This window comes from Brevundimonas terrae, from assembly GCF_011761985.1.
GTDB lineage: Bacteria > Pseudomonadota > Alphaproteobacteria > Caulobacterales > Caulobacteraceae > Brevundimonas > Brevundimonas terrae.
This window is the reverse complement of the sequence record NZ_JAASQT010000001.1, coordinates 401,448-416,566: the sequence shown is the minus strand read 5'-3', so window position 1 is coordinate 416,566 and position 15,119 is coordinate 401,448. Positions and strand designations below refer to the sequence as shown.

At 61.1% G+C, this 15,119-nt stretch carries 16 protein-coding genes; 8 read left to right on the top strand and 8 right to left on the bottom strand.

Going from position 1 to position 15,119, the window contains the following annotated elements:
- The first annotated feature begins 67 nt into the window (after positions 1 to 67).
- Complete coding sequence (locus tag FHS64_RS02000) at positions 68 to 1,393, top strand: acetyl-CoA hydrolase/transferase family protein (protein WP_167174891.1); 1,326 nt, start codon at positions 68 to 70, stop codon at positions 1,391 to 1,393.
- A gap of 67 nt (positions 1,394 to 1,460) precedes the next feature.
- Here FHS64_RS02000 and FHS64_RS01995 read toward each other — a convergent pair whose 3' ends face one another.
- Positions 1,461 to 2,036, bottom strand: a complete 576-nt coding sequence (locus FHS64_RS01995) for an HdeD family acid-resistance protein (RefSeq protein ID WP_167174888.1) — start codon at positions 2,034 to 2,036, stop codon at positions 1,461 to 1,463.
- A 308-nt stretch (positions 2,037 to 2,344) separates the two neighbouring features.
- On the opposite strand from FHS64_RS01995, the gene FHS64_RS01990 reads away from it, so the two are divergent.
- Entirely contained in the window at positions 2,345 to 3,397 is a 1,053-nt protein-coding gene (locus FHS64_RS01990; RefSeq protein ID WP_167174885.1) for a ribonucleotide-diphosphate reductase subunit beta, read from the top strand.
- 77 nt (positions 3,398 to 3,474) lie between these two features.
- Here the strand turns inward: FHS64_RS01990 and FHS64_RS01985 are convergent, their stop codons facing one another.
- The 3 genes from FHS64_RS01985 to FHS64_RS01975 form a co-directional block, all read right to left on the bottom strand.
- Entirely contained in the window at positions 3,475 to 3,918 is a 444-nt protein-coding gene (locus tag FHS64_RS01985; RefSeq protein WP_167174883.1) for a cell wall hydrolase, read from the bottom strand.
- Positions 3,908 to 5,425 (bottom strand): sensor histidine kinase, encoded by a 1,518-nt coding sequence (locus FHS64_RS01980; protein ID WP_341771048.1) that lies wholly within the window; start codon positions 5,423 to 5,425, stop codon positions 3,908 to 3,910. Before FHS64_RS01980 ends, FHS64_RS01985 begins: the two co-directional genes overlap by 11 nt.
- 84 nt (positions 5,426 to 5,509) lie before the next feature.
- Positions 5,510 to 6,229 carry a TVP38/TMEM64 family protein gene (locus FHS64_RS01975; RefSeq protein ID WP_243862761.1) on the bottom strand — a complete coding sequence of 240 codons (720 nt, stop codon included), beginning with the start codon at positions 6,227 to 6,229 and terminating at the stop codon, positions 5,510 to 5,512.
- A gap of 183 nt (positions 6,230 to 6,412) precedes the next feature.
- Between FHS64_RS01975 and rpmH the strand changes: the two genes are divergently transcribed.
- The 6 genes from rpmH (at position 6,413) to FHS64_RS01945 (ending at position 11,125) form a co-directional block, all read left to right on the top strand.
- A complete protein-coding gene (rpmH, locus tag FHS64_RS01970) occupies positions 6,413 to 6,547 on the top strand; it encodes a 50S ribosomal protein L34 (RefSeq protein ID WP_003164000.1) in 135 nt (44 codons plus the stop codon).
- A 36-nt stretch (positions 6,548 to 6,583) separates the two neighbouring features.
- Entirely contained in the window at positions 6,584 to 7,024 is a 441-nt protein-coding gene (gene rnpA / locus FHS64_RS01965; protein WP_167174877.1) for a ribonuclease P protein component, read from the top strand.
- A 5-nt stretch (positions 7,025 to 7,029) separates the two neighbouring features.
- Entirely contained in the window at positions 7,030 to 8,823 is a 1,794-nt protein-coding gene (yidC, locus tag FHS64_RS01960) for a membrane protein insertase YidC (RefSeq protein ID WP_167174874.1), read from the top strand.
- Between the two features lie 4 nt (positions 8,824 to 8,827).
- A complete protein-coding gene (yihA, locus tag FHS64_RS01955) occupies positions 8,828 to 9,487 on the top strand; it encodes a ribosome biogenesis GTP-binding protein YihA/YsxC (protein ID WP_243862670.1) in 660 nt (219 codons plus the stop codon).
- Between the two features lie 74 nt (positions 9,488 to 9,561).
- Complete coding sequence (locus FHS64_RS01950; RefSeq protein WP_167174867.1) at positions 9,562 to 10,059, top strand: DUF3617 domain-containing protein; 498 nt, start codon at positions 9,562 to 9,564, stop codon at positions 10,057 to 10,059.
- 70 nt (positions 10,060 to 10,129) lie between these two features.
- Positions 10,130 to 11,125: an LLM class flavin-dependent oxidoreductase gene (locus tag FHS64_RS01945; protein ID WP_167174864.1), complete on the top strand. Its 996-nt coding sequence runs from the start codon at positions 10,130 to 10,132 to the stop codon at positions 11,123 to 11,125.
- Here FHS64_RS01945 and FHS64_RS01940 read toward each other — a convergent pair.
- The 4 genes from FHS64_RS01940 to FHS64_RS01925 are packed head-to-tail and all read right to left on the bottom strand — an operon-like array spanning position 11,122 to position 15,076.
- The gene (locus FHS64_RS01940) at positions 11,122 to 11,664 is read right to left on the bottom strand and encodes a hypothetical protein (RefSeq protein ID WP_167174861.1); all 543 of its coding nucleotides are present in this window, start codon (positions 11,662 to 11,664) and stop codon (positions 11,122 to 11,124) included. The genes FHS64_RS01945 and FHS64_RS01940 overlap by 4 nt on opposite strands.
- Positions 11,664 to 12,788 (bottom strand): polysaccharide biosynthesis/export family protein, encoded by a 1,125-nt coding sequence (locus tag FHS64_RS01935; protein WP_167174858.1) that lies wholly within the window; start codon positions 12,786 to 12,788, stop codon positions 11,664 to 11,666. The genes FHS64_RS01940 and FHS64_RS01935 overlap by 1 nt, the downstream gene beginning before the upstream one ends.
- A gap of 30 nt (positions 12,789 to 12,818) precedes the next feature.
- Positions 12,819 to 14,081 (bottom strand): glycosyltransferase family 4 protein, encoded by a 1,263-nt coding sequence (locus FHS64_RS01930; protein ID WP_167174855.1) that lies wholly within the window; start codon positions 14,079 to 14,081, stop codon positions 12,819 to 12,821.
- Positions 14,081 to 15,076, bottom strand: a complete 996-nt coding sequence (locus FHS64_RS01925; protein ID WP_167174852.1) for a KpsF/GutQ family sugar-phosphate isomerase — start codon at positions 15,074 to 15,076, stop codon at positions 14,081 to 14,083. The genes FHS64_RS01930 and FHS64_RS01925 overlap by 1 nt, the downstream gene beginning before the upstream one ends.
- Between the last annotated feature and the right edge of the window lie 43 nt (positions 15,077 to 15,119).

Genomic DNA, 15,119 nt, shown 5'->3' with positions numbered 1-15,119 from the left:
TACCAAAAGTCATGACAAACCGAGACGCGCGCCCCGCCTAAGGGCTTGCGGAACCATCGAGGACGCTATGACCGATCTTGCCGCTCTTTATGCCGAAAAACGGGTAACGGCTGACGAGGCTGTCAAGGCGATACCTGCGGGCGCGAAACTGGCCATGGGTCTGGGCATCTCGCAGCCGCCAGCCCTGCTGAAGGCCTTGGCCCAGCGTGCCGAGGCGGGCGATATTGCCGATGTGAACATCTATTACCTGCTGTCGGTGAAGACGGCGGGCGATACGGTCCTGCGCTACGAGCTGACAGACCGTCTGCGTCCCTACAGCCTGTTCCACGGGGCCATCGAGCGCAAGCTGGACCAGCGCGGTCGCGAGGAAGGTCGTCAGGGCGTGTGGTTCGTGCCCGTCAGCTTCCAGCAAACCCCCGAGGTGCTGGTCAACCAGATCAAGGTGGACACGCTGGTGACCACGGTCTCGCCGATGGACGAGGACGGCTATTTCTCGTTCGGCGTGAATGTGGACTATGCGACGCCGGTGGCCCGCTCGGGCGCGCGCCTGATCCTCGAGGTCAACGAGAACTTCCCGCGTGTGGCCGGTGATACCCGCGTGCATATTTCCGAGGTCACGGCTCTGGTCGAGAACCATGTACCGCTGATCGAGGTGGGCCAGGCCCCGATGACGCCCAATGACGAGATCATCGGCGGCATTATCGCTGGAATGATCGAGGATGGTTCGACCCTGCAAATGGGCATCGGTGCCCTGCCGGATGCTGTCTGTGCGGCCCTGTTCGAGCGCAAGGATCTGGGGGTGCATACCGAATTGATGACGCCGGGCCTGATCGCGCTGATCCGTGCAGGGGTCATCAATAACAGCCAAAAGGCCATCCATACCGGCAAGTCGATCTTTACCTTCGCCATGGGCACCAAGGCCGATTACGACTTCATCAACGGCAATGATGATTTCGAGGCCTATGGCGTCGATTATGTGAACGATCCGGCCGTGATCGCCCAAAATGACAAGGTGGTTTCCGTTAACGCGACCCTGCAGATCGATCTGTTCGGGGCCGCCTGTTCGGAATATCTGAACGGTCGCCAGTTCACCGCCTCGGGCGGTCAGCTGGACTTTGTGCGCGGGGCATCGCGCTCCAAGGGCGGCAAGTCGATCATCGCCTGCCACTCGACGGCTGCCAAGGGCGCGGTTTCGCGCATTGTCGCCAGACTGGATGGTCCGGTGACGACGCCGCGCAATGATGTGCACTGGGTGGTAACCGAGCATGGTGCCGTCAATCTGCGCGGGCTGACCGATTGTGAGCGCGCGCGTGCCCTGATCGGGATTGCCGCCCCTGAATTCCGTGAAGGATTGATGGCCGAGGCCCGCGAAATGGGGCTGATCCAAGCCTAAAAAGCTGGAGATGTTGCCATAAGCCCGTCGCCTGATGTGCAGGCGGCGGGCTTTTTGTTTTGGCCGATTACTGGGCGTGCTTACGAAGCTGCAAGGCCCAGATCACGCCCGCTATACCCAGAACAATGGCCCATGCGCCGATCACCCATGTGATGGCCAAGGAGGCTTGGGCCGGAGCGGACAGTACCAGTATCCCGAACAGGACCGAGACGATCCCTGCAGGGATCAGGATCCATGAATGTTTGGTCGTTTTGCGCAGCATAATGGCACCGGCAAAATCGAACAGGCCCCGCACAATCGCGGCCACGCCGACCAGCATGATAAAGACCAGAGCTGTAAGGCCGGGCATGGCGAGCGCGATGCCGCCGGCAATCAGGGCCACAATCCCGCCGAGTACCAGCCACCAGCGCGAGCGCGTACCACCACCGCGAATGGCCGCGATGAGCGACAAGATGCCATCCGCCAGAGCGTAAAAGGCATACAGAAATACAAATGCGATCAAGCTGACCATGGGCCAGACGACGGCAATCGCTCCGAATGCGATGGCCAGAATCGAGCGCAAAAGGACAATATTCCACGCCGCAGAAAGGTCGGTTTGCAAAGCGGAAAACGGATTGATTCCAGAGGGGGTGTTCTCGTTCATTCTGCTCGCTCGTGCACTGTTGAGGGTGTTTGCAAAAATCCCGATGGGGGACCACATTATGAATAACAGTGGTTCTTAAATATTTCTATTACGGGGCTGCATGGCAGGGAGCCTGTGGCGATTTGTAATGGGGCCAAGGCTTATCCTCTGATTATCCCACAGATGAATGGTCTAGATGCTCTACATATTGTGGCTGAATAAAATTTGATCGCAATATAGGCGAAAAATCGGGTTGTATGCGCACGGCGGCTGGCGCATGTTCGGGGCCTCTAATCCCTATCCGTTCCTATTCGTCAGGACCTTGAGCGATGAACGCGCCTTCCTCGATCATCCGGCCCGGTACCGCCGGTCTGTTGACCCCTTCCGCTGCCTATAAGCCCTTCCGCTATCCGTGGGCTTTCGACATGTGGAAGACCCAGCAACAGGTCCACTGGATGCCTGAAGAGGTGCCGCTGGGCGAGGATGTCAAGGACTGGGCGAACAACCTCACCGACAGCGAGCGTAACCTGCTGACCCAGATTTTCCGCTTCTTTACGCAAGCGGATATCGAGGTTCAGGACAACTATATGGAACGCTACGGTCGGGTGTTTAAGCCGACCGAAGTGAAGATGATGCTGGCGGCCTTTGCGAATATGGAAACCATCCATATCGCCGCCTATGCGCTTCTGCTCGAAACCATCGGCATGCCCGAGAGCGAGTTCGGGGCCTTCATGGAATACGAGGCCATGAAGGACAAGCACGACTATATGGGCCAGTTCGGTGTCGATACGGATGCCGATATCTGTCGCACGCTGGCGATGTTCGGTGGCTTCTCCGAAGGGCTCCAGCTGTTCGCGTCGTTTGCGATGCTGATGAACTTCCCGCGCCAGAACAAGATGAAGGGCATGGGCCAGATCGTGTCGTGGTCGGTGCGTGACGAGAGCCTGCACTGCGACGGCATCATTAAGCTGTACCACGCCTTCAACAAGGAAACCGGTGCCGTCACCAAGTCTGTGGCCGACGACATTGTCGATTGCTGCAAGACCGTGATCGACATGGAAGACAAGTTCATCGATCTGGCCTTCGAGCTGGGTCCGGTGAACGGCATGACGCCGGAAGACATCAAGCAATATATCCGCTTTATTGCCGACTGGCGTCTGCGCCAACTGCAACTGCCCGAAGTGTACGGCGTGACGGAAAACCCGCTGCCGTGGCTACAGTCGCTGCTGTCGGGTGTCGAGCATGCCAACTTCTTCGAGGCCCGCGCGACCGAATATTCCAAGGCTGCAACCCAGGGCGCATGGCATGGCGCGGACGGTGTGTGGGACAGCTTCGATGCGCTGATGAAAAAGCGCAAGGAACAGGCCGCACAGGACGCCTGATCCCGAACCTTGGCTGATTAAAAAAGGCGCGGACCTCTCGGGGACCGCGCCTTTTTCATTATGCGTTCTGTTGTCGCCTATTGCGGTGTGCAGCGGCTGCGGTCGCCCTTGTTACAGGCCTCCCAGTCGGCACGGACGCGGGCATAGCGTTCCTGCTCGGCCTGATAGCGGGCCTGGTTCTCGGCGTTCTCGGCGTCGATACGCTGGCGCTCGGCTTCAACGCGGGCCAGTTCGGCCTGATATTCGGCCTGTGCCTTGGCGTACTCGGCCTGATTGGCGCGGTCGCGCATCTCGGCCAGATCGTTCTGGTCCAGAATCTCGGCATTCAGGGCATTGGTGGTGCGCTGCTCTTGCGGGTCCTGCTTTTCGTCAGGGGCATGGCGGTAGGCCTCGCCACGCTCGCGCAGGGCCTGTGCCACCGGATCGGGCGTCTTGGCCTCAGGGGCGGCGTTCTGGGCCACTGCGGGGGCAGCCAGACCCAGTACCAGGGCGCTGCAAAGGATAAGGGTCTTAGTCGGCATGGAAGGGGACTCCCGTTTCTTCAGTCGTTTTGGCAGGTGTATCGGCACCGGTTAATGGCTGTGGCAGTCGCAGTTCAAACGTCGAACCCTCCGGTCCGGTTTCAACCAGCCGCAGGTCGCCGCCATGATTGGCCGCCAGTTCGCGTGAGATGGTCAGGCCAAGGCCTGTGCCATCGGACTTGGATCCGCTGACAAACGGCTCGAACAGGCGACCGGCCAGACGTTCGGGAACACCCGGACCATTGTCGCGGATACGGATGACGGACATGCCGTTTTGGATGTCGGCCTCGATGGTGATCTGTCCGGCCTCGCCCGCATTGAGGGTTTCGATGGCCTGACGGGCATTTCGCATCAGATTGACCAGAATGCGGTGTAGCTGGTCGGGATCGGCGCTGATGACAAAACGCGCCGGCAGATGGGCGGCCAGACGCACCCCCTTGTCCGACAGGCCGGCATCCTCGCCAGCCGCGGCCACCACGCGGGCCAGCAGCAGGCGGCGACGTTCGGGCTCAGGCTCTTCGGACTTGCCGTATTCCAGCACATTGCGCGCCAGGTTGGCGGCGCGTCCCAGCGCCCGCTCCAGACGCGGCAGGGCCTTGGCCACCAGCGGGTCGGACGAGGAGGACAGGCGCTCGGAGGCAATCTGGGCCGAGGTCAGCATGTTGCGAAGGTCGTGGTTGATCTTGGCCACAGCCTCGCCCAGCGCCACCAGACGGGCACGCGAGCGCAGCGACTGGCGCACCTCTTCTTGCATACGGGCCAGTTCGCGCTCGACGCGGCCGATCTCGTCATGACGATCCGAAGGGGCCTCGCCACGGATTTCGGGATTGGCCGCAAAGCGTTCAATGGAGCGGGTGACCCGTTGCAACGGTTGCAGCACCAGAAATGACAGGCCCAGCCACAGGAGGCCACCGGCCACCAAGGCGATAATCATCGACACAAACAGATTATTGAGAATAAAGGCCCGCAGCTCGACCTTGAGCGGCTGTGCGGGGGCCAATATCTCGATCAGGTCACCCGAGCGATAACGGGGCGTAGCCTGCACCCGCAGCGAGCGGTCAGGGTGGCCAAACAGGGTCCGCCACGGGTCGAGCAGCTTGTTGCCGATGCTGCGGTTTCTCAGGTCGATCAGGTCGGGTGTGCGTGGCAGGTTGGGGGCCTGTAGCAACAGTCGCCTTACGCCCTGTTCGCCGACTACAACCGATTGCACGCCACCAATAGTCAGAAGTTGCTCGGCGGTGGTGTCCTCGACCGCCGAATAGGGCAGGGCCTCGACCCCCACAGAAGCCAGTTCCGCCGCCTGTAGGCGGTCCCTCAGCCAGCGTTCCTGAAAGGACGAGGCGCTGGGGACAAGGATCATGCCCGCCACCAGCAGCGTAAACGCCACCGTCAGCAACATCAGGCGCGCTGTCAGCCCGTCGGGTCCATGCGGACGCAAGCGCTCGCCCTTGCGGGGCGGAAGCGGCAGCTTCAGCTTGCCAATAGAGATGCGGCGCGGATCAATCACAACAGGTTCAATAGCACGTCTGTAAAGCTTGGTGAGCCTCTCTTGGGCAGAAGAGGCCAGAGCGGTGGCCCGAGTGGGTGTTTGTCAGTCTTCTTTGCCGATGGGCGATGAAAAGCGCGATTTGTACAGCTTCAGGCCAAGGGGCAGGATCATCGACAGGAAGGCCACCCCCAGCAAGGGCCACATAAAGCGCTGGAACAGGGACTGGATGTCTGGGTCGGGATCATACAGCAGCACGCTGTGCAGGCCGCTGCCGATCCAGCAATAGATGATGTGGGCGGGTAACAGGCCGATAAAGGTGGCGGCCAGATAGGGGCGCAAGGGGGCCGACATAATTCCTGCGGCCACATTGATCATATGAAACGGCACAGAAACGATCAGGCGGGCGGTCAGGACGTACCAGAAGGTATTGCGGTCCACACCGTCACAGATGCGCTTGAGCAGACCTGTATCGGCCTCGGCCTTGCGTTTCAGTGATTCTCCAAGCGCTGTGCGGCCCACATAATAGACGGCCAGCGCCCCCACTGTGGCGGCAAAAGAGGTGGCGATGCCCCCGACCCACGGTCCAAACAGATATCCGGCGGTCAGGGTGACGAAGAACACCCCCGGCACAACGCTGGCGGTCAGGACGGTAAACACCACCATCAAGGCCAGCAGGGCCAGAAGGTAATACTGGTCTACCCATGCCGAAAGCACGGCCCCGTGCAATCTCAGCGTCTCCAGAGACAGATATCTGTTCCAGCCCGAGGCAAAGATCAGGGCGGCGGCCAAAACCACCAGTGCCAGAGGGATAAAGCGTGACATACGGGGCAAGTCGGGCATTCCAGATTGCGGTGTTGTCGAAAAACTTGGCGGATTCCAGTGTTTGCGGCGCAGACAAAAGGCTCGGTACCGTTGACTCCGGTGCAGGGGGGTTCTATACGCCCGCCTCTCTTCCGCGGTAGATGATCGTATCTATCGTTAACCTATATAAACCTGGAGCCGACCGTGAAACGGACCTATCAGCCGTCGCGTCTCGTGCGCAAGCGCCGTCACGGCTTCCGTTCGCGGATGGCCACCAAGAACGGTCAAAAGATCGTAGCGCGTCGCCGCGCTAAAGGCCGCAAGCGCCTGACCGCCTAAAGTCACGCGCCCATTAACCCATATAAAGGGGGGCGCATGACCGATCTGATGAAAATCGATCGCCTATTGCGGCGGCCCCAGTTTCTGGCGGCCGCCAAAGGCGTTTCTCAACCGAGAGGCGCCGTGGTCATCCAACAGCTTGACCGGGCCGACGGCAGCGATGCCATCCGTGCCGGATTTACCGCGACCCGCAAGGTCGGCGGATCGGTGGTGCGCAACCGCGCCAAGCGACGGTTACGCGAGGCTGCACGCCAGCTTTTGCCCCTTTATGGCGCGCCGGGCTGTGACTATGTGCTGATTGCCCGCATGGGCACGGCCGACCGAGACTGGGACCGATTGCTTGACGACGTGAAATCGGCCCTTACAAGGCTCTCCAAGATGCGTACCGATCCATCCCTTGCTAAGGGTGGTTCTTCCGGTGCGCCCCATAACGATCAATCGCGCCCCGCCACACAGGCCGCTGACCAGGACCGCTGATCCCGATGCAAAGAGAAAATTCGCGCAACACAATCATCTTCTTCGTGTGCGCGGCCCTGATTATGGGCTTCTACTATTTCGCCGTGATGAAGCCGCAGGCTGACCAACAGCGTGCGGCCCGTATTGCGACCGCTGAAATGTCGCAAGAGGCTGGCACCGCTGTAGGCGATGCCGAGGCCACTCTGGCCGGTGGTGCCTATGTCACGGACCGTTCGGCGGCGCTGGGCGCAGCAGGTCGTGTCCAGATCGAAACCGGTACCGTCAAGGGCTCGCTGTCCCTGCTGGGTAGCCGCATCGACGACCTGTTCCTGACCAATTACAAACAGGAACTGGGCAGCGATGCTCCGGTCGAACTGTTCCGCCCGCAGGGCATGGAACATGCCTATTTCGCGCAATTCGGCTGGCGCGGTGAAAACGTCGCCGGTGGTGTCCCGGGACCGAACACGGTCTGGACCCTGTCCAAGGGCGACAAGCTGACCCCGACCACGCCGGTTGAACTGACGTGGGATAACGGCAATGGCCTGCGTTTCGTCCGTACCATCTCGGTTGACGAGCAATACCTGTTCACCGTCAAAGATACGGTCGCCAACCTCGGTGCAACCGCGATCACGATTGCGCCTTATGGCCGCGTCGAGCGTCAGGGCATCGGCAGCGATCTGGGCAAGCAGATGATCTCGCACGAGGGCGCCATCGGCACCTTCGGTGATGGCAAGTCCTATTCGACCGAGCAGATCAAGTACAAGGACTGGGCCAAGAAGGCGCGCGTGGAGAAGACCTCTACCGGCGGCTGGATGGGCATCAGCGACAAATACTGGCTGGCGGCCCTGATCCCGGCACAGGACGAAAAGATCGATGCGCGCTTTACCGTGCGTAATGTCCAGAACGTCGATGTGCACGAGGCGAACATGCTGGGCGCGGCCCACATCATCGCGCCGGGCAAGCAGATCACCGAGACGCAACGTCTGTTCGCCGGTGTGAAGCGCAACGAGATTCTGAAATCCTACGAGGAAAACCTCGGCCTGCCGCGTTTCGTCTATGCGATCGACTGGGGCATGTTCTGGTTCCTGACCCGCCCGATCTTTGCGGTTCTGGAATTCTTCTTCGGCCTGCTGGGCAATTTCGGTCTGGCCATTCTGGCCCTGACTGTGGTCGTCAAGCTGGTTCTCTTCCCGCTGGCCAACAAGTCGTATGCGTCGATGTCGAAGATGCGCATGCTGCAGCCCAAGCTGGAAGAGCTGAAGAAAAAGCACGGCAAGGACCCGCAAAAGCAGCAGCAGGAAATGATGGCCCTGTACCAGCGCGAGAAGATCAATCCGCTGGCGGGTTGCCTTCCGATCCTGGTGCAGATTCCGGTCTTCTATGCGCTGTACAAGGTGCTGTTCGTGACCATCGAAATGCGTCACGCGCCGTTCTTCGGCTGGATCAAGGACCTGTCGGCGAAAGACCCGACGACCATCTGGAACCTGTTCGGTGCCATCCCGTTCGATCCGGCGGCTATTCCGCTGCTGGGCGGTCTGCTGGGTGGTCCGCTGCACCTCGGCGTCCTGCCGCTGGTCTATGGTCTGACCATGTGGCTGCAAATGTCGATGAACCCGCCGGCACAGGACCCGATGCAGCGCCAGATCTTTGCGCTGATGCCGCTGGTCTTCACTTTCATCATGGCACCGTTCGCGGCTGGCCTGCTGATCTACTGGGCGTGGAACAACATCCTGTCGATCCTGCAGCAGTATGTGATCATGCATAAATACAAGGCCGAGAACCCTATCGACACCTTCTTTGCCCGTTTCAAGAAGGGCTGATTCATTGGACGAACCCAAGGTTGGCGAATATTCCGCCGAAGAGGTCGAAGCCGCCCGCGTCCTGTTTTCGCGTCAGGCCACCTTCATGCTCGGCTGCGCCAAGATCGAGCAACTGCCCGAGCCCAATCTCCCCGAGATTGCGTTCGCCGGTCGCTCGAACGTGGGCAAGTCCAGCCTGATCAACGGTCTGGTGGGCATGCACAAGCTGGCGCGTGCCTCCAACGAGCCGGGTCGTACCCGCGAGGTCAACTTCTTCAACCTCGACGACAAGATCCGTCTGGTGGACCTTCCGGGCTATGGCTGGGCCAAGGCCTCCAAGAGCACCGTGAAGAAGTTTCAGGATCTCGGCCGCGACTATCTGCGCGGTCGGGTGACCTTGAAACGGGTCTATCTGCTGATCGATGCCCGCCACGGCCTGAAAAAGGTTGATGACGAGGCACTGGATGCGCTCGATTTGGCGGCGGTGTCGTACCAGATCGTGCTGACCAAGGCGGACAAGCTCAAAAAGGGCGAGGCCGAAAAGGTTCAGGCCGAGACCCTGAAAGCGATTGCCAAGCGTCCGGCAGCCTATCCCCATGTCGCCGTGACCTCTTCGGAGAAGGGTCTGGGCCTTCCCGAGCTGCGTGCCGAGATTCTGCGCACGACCGGCGTGGTGATGGATTAAACGCTGCCTTACTGAACTATGTTCAGAATATGGCGTTCTCGCAGGTGCAATGATTGGCACTTGGGAGATATGTCATGCGTTTTGCGAACATCGGTTGCGTTGCGGTTATCGGTATTCTGGGGCTGGCGGCCTGTAGTAACAATGCCGAGACTCCGGCAGGTGAGGCGGGCACAGCCGCCAAGGGGGGCGATAGCGCCCCCGCCATGCTCGAAGGGCCAAAGCCCGGTAAGTGGCGTATCACGACGGCTATGACCGGCATGCCGGGCGGTGTCGCCATTCCTCCGACAGAAATCTGCGTGACCGAGGCCGTGCTGGAAGCTCCGGTCGGGGCGGGCCAAACCGAAGGGGCCGAGTGCAGCGTCACGCCGTACAGTCGCGAGGGTGATGCCACTGTGGCCACATCGACCTGCAAGATGCCGGGGAATATGACCGCGACATCTACGGTGCGCATTACCGGTGATTTCAACAGCCGCTATGTGACCGAGGTCACGACCAAGATGGATCCGGCACCGGCACCGACCATGGCTGAAACCAAGATGACGATTACCTCGGAACGCATCGGCGACTGCTGATCGGTCTGATTTCTTGTGAAGCGGTCATCCCCGCTATGGTGTCACGACGAGACGTCACCATATCGGAGGGATGACCGCTTTTTCGATTCTTGATCTCGCACCCGTGCCCTCCGGTTCCAGCATCGGACAGGCGCTCCACAATACGATTGATCTGGCCCGCCATGCCGAGCGCCTGGGCTATAAGCGATATTGGCTGGCCGAACACCACAACATGCCCGGCATTGCCAGTGCCGCGACCTCGGTCGTGATCGGGGCGGTGGCAGCGGCGACCAAGACGATCCGCGTGGGCGCGGGCGGTGTCATGCTGCCCAACCATGCGCCTCTGGTCATTGCCGAACAGTTCGGAACCTTGGCCGCCCTTTATCCAGGCCGGATTGATCTGGGGCTGGGGCGTGCGCCCGGTACAGACCAGATGACGGCCCGCGCCTTGCGCCGGACGCTGCAGGGCGATGTGGACAGCTTCCCGCAGGATGTGATGGAGCTGATGCGCTGGTTCGATCCTGTGGTGGAGGGCCAGCGTATCGCCGCCTATCCGGGCGAAGGTCAGGACGTGAAGGTCTGGGTGCTCGGCTCGTCCACCTACGGGGCACAGTTGGCGGCCCATCTGGGATTGCCCTATGCCTTTGCCAGCCATTTCGCGCCGGGCGAGATGATGCGGGCCATCGATATCTATCGCCAGACCTTCCGGCCTTCGGCCGCGCTGGAAGCCCCCTATGTGATGCTGGGCTATAATGCCTTTGTGGCCGATAGCGATGTCGAGGCGCACAAGCTGTTCAGTTCGGTCCAGCAGGCCTTTGTGAACCTGCGCCTGAACAAGGCGGGCAAGCTGCCTATGCCGGTCGAGGGGTATTATGAGGGGCTGGACGGCACATCGAAGGCCGTGGTGGATTCGGCCCTGTCCTGTGCGGCGGTCGGCGCGGTGGACACAGTACGCGAAACCATCAAGGCGTTTGTCGAGAAAACCGGCGCGGACGAGCTGATGGTCACCAGCCAGATATGGGACCCGCAGGCCCGCGTGCGCTCGCTGGAACTGTTGGCCGAGGCCGTCGGGCTGGGTGCCGTCTAGGTCTTGTCTGCGACAGAGGTGAAGACCAGAGGCGTATAGGTCTCACCACCGGATTTGCTGTTTCGCGCCTGCATCAACAGGCCGGACGCCGTGCCGAGCAACAGGGCATTGGCAATATCGCCGGAGGTGACAGCTTCGTCGCTTTCTAGTTTCTGGCGTAACTCGTCACAGGTCTGGAGCAGGCTGGAGGCGTGGCGCACCTCCTCGACCGGACTGTGGCGACCAAGGCGGGCGCGTGTACCAAAGCGCCAGCCCGCGCCTTCGGGCGCGGCTTGCAGCAGGTCCCATTTCTGGGCAGGGGTCAGGCCATCGGGCAGCCGTTCCCACGGCGCATCCGGCCCCTTGGCGCAATAGCTACCGGCTTCTGTAGGCAGGCCATGCTGGCGGTAAATGTCCAGCGAGGCCTCCTGAACCGACCGGATCTGGCGCGGCAGGTCATCGGGCCATGCGAGAGCGTTTAACGGCGCATCGGGGATGACCGCAGGCTCAGGACGGGGCGTGATGCCCAGTGCCTGACGCATGCGGTCCCGAATGCCCATTAGTCGTTCAGAGCGTTGCTGGTGACCGACACATCATAGACAATGCGGGTCATGCTCTGGACCACTTCAAAGAATTTACGCATCTCGGCGGCACCCGAACGCGGCGCATAGATGATGTCGTCCGGTTCGATCTGGAAATTGCTGGCGATAAAGAAGCCCTGACCCTCATTGAGGTTCAGGCGGTAAACCACCGGCACACCGCGCGAGGTCACAGGCTGGGTCAGGCCCAGTGCGCTGGCCACTTCGGGGCGCTCGAAACGGAAGACCAGCACCGAACGGGCATTGGCCTGATTTGTGTCCAGACCGCCCACACCGCTCAAGGCTTCGCTGAGAGTCAGCGGGCCGGGCGGCAGTTCGCTGCGGGCCACAGCATTAAAGGCCCCGAACGACGAGAAGCGACGCGGACGATAGGTCAGGTTGATCTGGTCGCCGCGTTGCAGGCGGATATTCTCGTCAAACTTGGTGGTCACGACCGACATGGGGGCCGAATAGGTGCGGCCCTCGCGCATGATCACCACATCGACATCATAGGGCGAACGCGACGAGCCACCGGCGGCGGCGATGATGTCCAGCAACTGGTCATGATTGGCGTTCAACGCCTGACGGCCCGGATTGCGGACATCGCCCAGAACCGTGACCGAGTTGGAGGCCGAATTGGCGGTGACGACCACCTGCGGATTGGCAACCTTGCCCGCAAGCGAGCGGCGGATGGCGGTGGCCGCCTGGCCGGGCGTCATGCCGCGCACAGTGACCGAACCGGCATAGGGCACAGGCACGGCACCGTTGCGGTCCACAGTCAGAGGTGGCAGCGAGGGGCCGCTATCACCGCTGGCAAACAGGTTGGTACCGGGGGCGAAAATGCTGACGGCCAGAGTGTCGCCGATGCCGATAATATCGGTCGGTTCATGGCTGTCGGCCAAGGCCAGACCGGCAAAGGAACGCGGCGGGGCCTGGCGCAGGCGCTCGCTCAGTTCGAAGCTCAGATCGACCATGGCATAGCTGCGTGTCGCATCGGCTGATGTCGCGCCATCATTGACGCCCGAACCCGACGGTCCGTCACGCGGCAAGGTCTGGCAACCCGCAAGAAGGGCCAGGATCATCAGGCTTGCAGCGGTTCTGGTCATATGAAGCTCTAAATTCCGTTTCACCGAGACTTACCCCTGTTGGTGCAAAGTCGCCAGAGGATTGAGTATCCGCTCTTCGACAATGGCGAAATGTTCGGCCCAGCTGGGGGCGGTATACTGTGGCGCAGAGGGTTTGCGGGCGCTGTATTCTTGGATGGCCGACATCCAGCCCGACCCGTCTAGCGGGTCGATAAGGCGGGCATGGCCGACCAGTTCACGATGCGGGGGGATGTCGGAGGCAATCAACGGCACACCAAGGGCCGAGGCCTCGACCGCAGGCAGATCAAAGCCCTCGACACTGGAAGGCGATAGTACGGCCTGCGCGCCCAGCATGATCTTGGTCAGGGTATGGTCCGACATGCCTTCGGCCTGATGTACCAGCCCCTGTAGCTCGGGGCAGCGGTGTAGCAGGGCCAATTCCGCTTCGTTCTCCCAGCCATAGCGCCCGATCAGGACGAGGGCAGGGGTCTGTTCGCCCATCTGTTCGGCGAGGGTGCGCCACAGACTAAGGATGAAGGCGAGGTTCTTGCGGCCTTCGATCGTGCCGACATGCACGAAATAGGGACGTGCAGTTTCCAGCGGCTCGGCTTGTCCAAGATGGCTTTCCAGCCCCAGATGCGCGACATCGACCGGCAGGCTGGGCAGGTCATTGGCTGTCGCAAACCGCCCAAGCTCGCTGGCCGTATAGGCGCTGTTGGCAATGATATGGCTGCCCAGTGACAGGGCATGGCGCATGCGGCGGGCATGTTTCTCGTCATCGCCGAGGCGGCAATATTGCGGATGGGTCACAGGAATGAGGTCGTGAACCATCAGCAGGCGGGGAATACCGGCCTCCTGAAGCGAATTCAGGAGTTCAGGCTCGTCCAGCCCCGTATGGCCGACATTGATATAGGCCATGGCCGACGGCAGGGCCGTGCGGCGCGCGCGGAAAAACTGTCGGGCGACGTGGCGTTTTTTACGCGTTTCTGTGCTGACCGGCAGGGGCGAGCGCACCGAATATTGCGGGCGCTGTGTGGCGCTGAGTGCCTGAAGCAGAGCCGTGTCCTGCGGGCGATCCTGCGCTTCGGACAAGCCGTTCCAGCGCGATCTCATTTCGCTGATGCGGTCGCGGAACCAGTCATTGGACACCAGAGCCAACTGGCCCTTGCGGGCGCGAACCGGCACCATCCGGTAGTACGGATGGGCGATCAGCCATTCCGCATAAGCCAGACAGACGCGGTCAATGCCGGTCGGTGCTGCCCGCTCAGTGCGGCTCAGCAACCGGCTGGCATCCAGCAGGACGGTGGGATGCATCAGGAAACGTAACCGGCTTGCATAAGCTCGGCGAGGTGGATCACGGCCACCGGACGCTCATTCTCGACCACATAGAGATTACTGATCTTGTTGGTCGTCAGTAGGTCCACGACATCACGCATACGCTGGTCCGGATCCACCGTGATCGGCGAACGGCTCATAATATCGGCGGCGGTAATGGCCGAGATGTCATGGCTGAAGGCTCGGCGCACGTCGCCATCGGTAATGATACCGGCCAGAGTCTTGTCAGGATTGAGCACCGCCACCGTGCCCTTGCGGCCTTTGGTGATGGCCGAGACGATGTCGGTGAAATTGGCATCCAGCGGCACCGAGGTGGGCACGGCGCTATGGCCACCCATCCATTCGCGGACCGATTGCAGGCTCATGCCGAGGGCACCGCCCGGATGATGCAGGCCGAAATCCTCGCGCGTAAAGCCGCGCTGTTCCATCAGCACCATGGACAGGGCATCGCCAAGCGCCAGTGTCATCAGTGTGGATGTGGTCGGGGCCAGCCCCTCGGGGCAGGCCTCTGCGACCTTGGGCATTTCCAGCACTACCTGCGAGTGGCGGCCCAGAAGGCTGTCCTTGCGCTGGGTGATGCCGATGACCGGAATATTGTTACGCTGGCAATAGATCAGCGGATCGCGCAACTCGCGGCTTTCGCCGGAGTTGGAAATGGCGAGGACCGTCACATCGGGGCGCAACATGCCCAGATCGCCATGGCTCATCTCGGCGGGGTGGACGAAGAAGGCATTGGTGCCGGTCGAGGCCATGGTGGCGGCAATCTTGCCGCCGATATGGCCCGACTTGCCCATGCCGGTAACGACCACATAGCCGGGGCGCGACAGAATAATGGCGCAGGCGCGGGCAATGGAATCGTCCAGCGTCTCGTCCAGCTTTTGCAGGGCGGCAATGTTCAACTGGATAACGCTTCGGGCCCGCTCGGTCATGGCGATGGCAGCATCGGAAAGGGAGAGCCCGGATGAAGTGGTCATAAGTCGTTCCAGTGACGCGATTGTCTCTAATCTCGTGTGATTA

Coding starts and splice junctions, on each gene's coding strand:
- rnpA (WP_167174877.1), top strand. CDS start 6,584: ATGACCGATCTGATGAAAATCGATCGCCTATTGCGGCGGCCCCAGTTT.
- FHS64_RS02000 (WP_167174891.1), top strand. CDS start 68: ATGACCGATCTTGCCGCTCTTTATGCCGAAAAACGGGTAACGGCTGAC.
- FHS64_RS01925 (WP_167174852.1), bottom strand. CDS start 15,076: ATGACCACTTCATCCGGGCTCTCCCTTTCCGATGCTGCCATCGCCATG.
- FHS64_RS01995 (WP_167174888.1), bottom strand. CDS start 2,036: ATGAACGAGAACACCCCCTCTGGAATCAATCCGTTTTCCGCTTTGCAA.
- yidC (WP_167174874.1), top strand. CDS start 7,030: ATGCAAAGAGAAAATTCGCGCAACACAATCATCTTCTTCGTGTGCGCG.
- FHS64_RS01940 (WP_167174861.1), bottom strand. CDS start 11,664: ATGGGCATTCGGGACCGCATGCGTCAGGCACTGGGCATCACGCCCCGT.
- FHS64_RS01985 (WP_167174883.1), bottom strand. CDS start 3,918: ATGCCGACTAAGACCCTTATCCTTTGCAGCGCCCTGGTACTGGGTCTG.
- FHS64_RS01930 (WP_167174855.1), bottom strand. CDS start 14,081: ATGCATCCCACCGTCCTGCTGGATGCCAGCCGGTTGCTGAGCCGCACT.
- FHS64_RS01935 (WP_167174858.1), bottom strand. CDS start 12,788: ATGACCAGAACCGCTGCAAGCCTGATGATCCTGGCCCTTCTTGCGGGT.
- FHS64_RS01975 (WP_243862761.1), bottom strand. CDS start 6,229: ATGTCACGCTTTATCCCTCTGGCACTGGTGGTTTTGGCCGCCGCCCTG.
- FHS64_RS01950 (WP_167174867.1), top strand. CDS start 9,562: ATGCGTTTTGCGAACATCGGTTGCGTTGCGGTTATCGGTATTCTGGGG.
- FHS64_RS01945 (WP_167174864.1), top strand. CDS start 10,130: ATGACCGCTTTTTCGATTCTTGATCTCGCACCCGTGCCCTCCGGTTCC.
- FHS64_RS01990 (WP_167174885.1), top strand. CDS start 2,345: ATGAACGCGCCTTCCTCGATCATCCGGCCCGGTACCGCCGGTCTGTTG.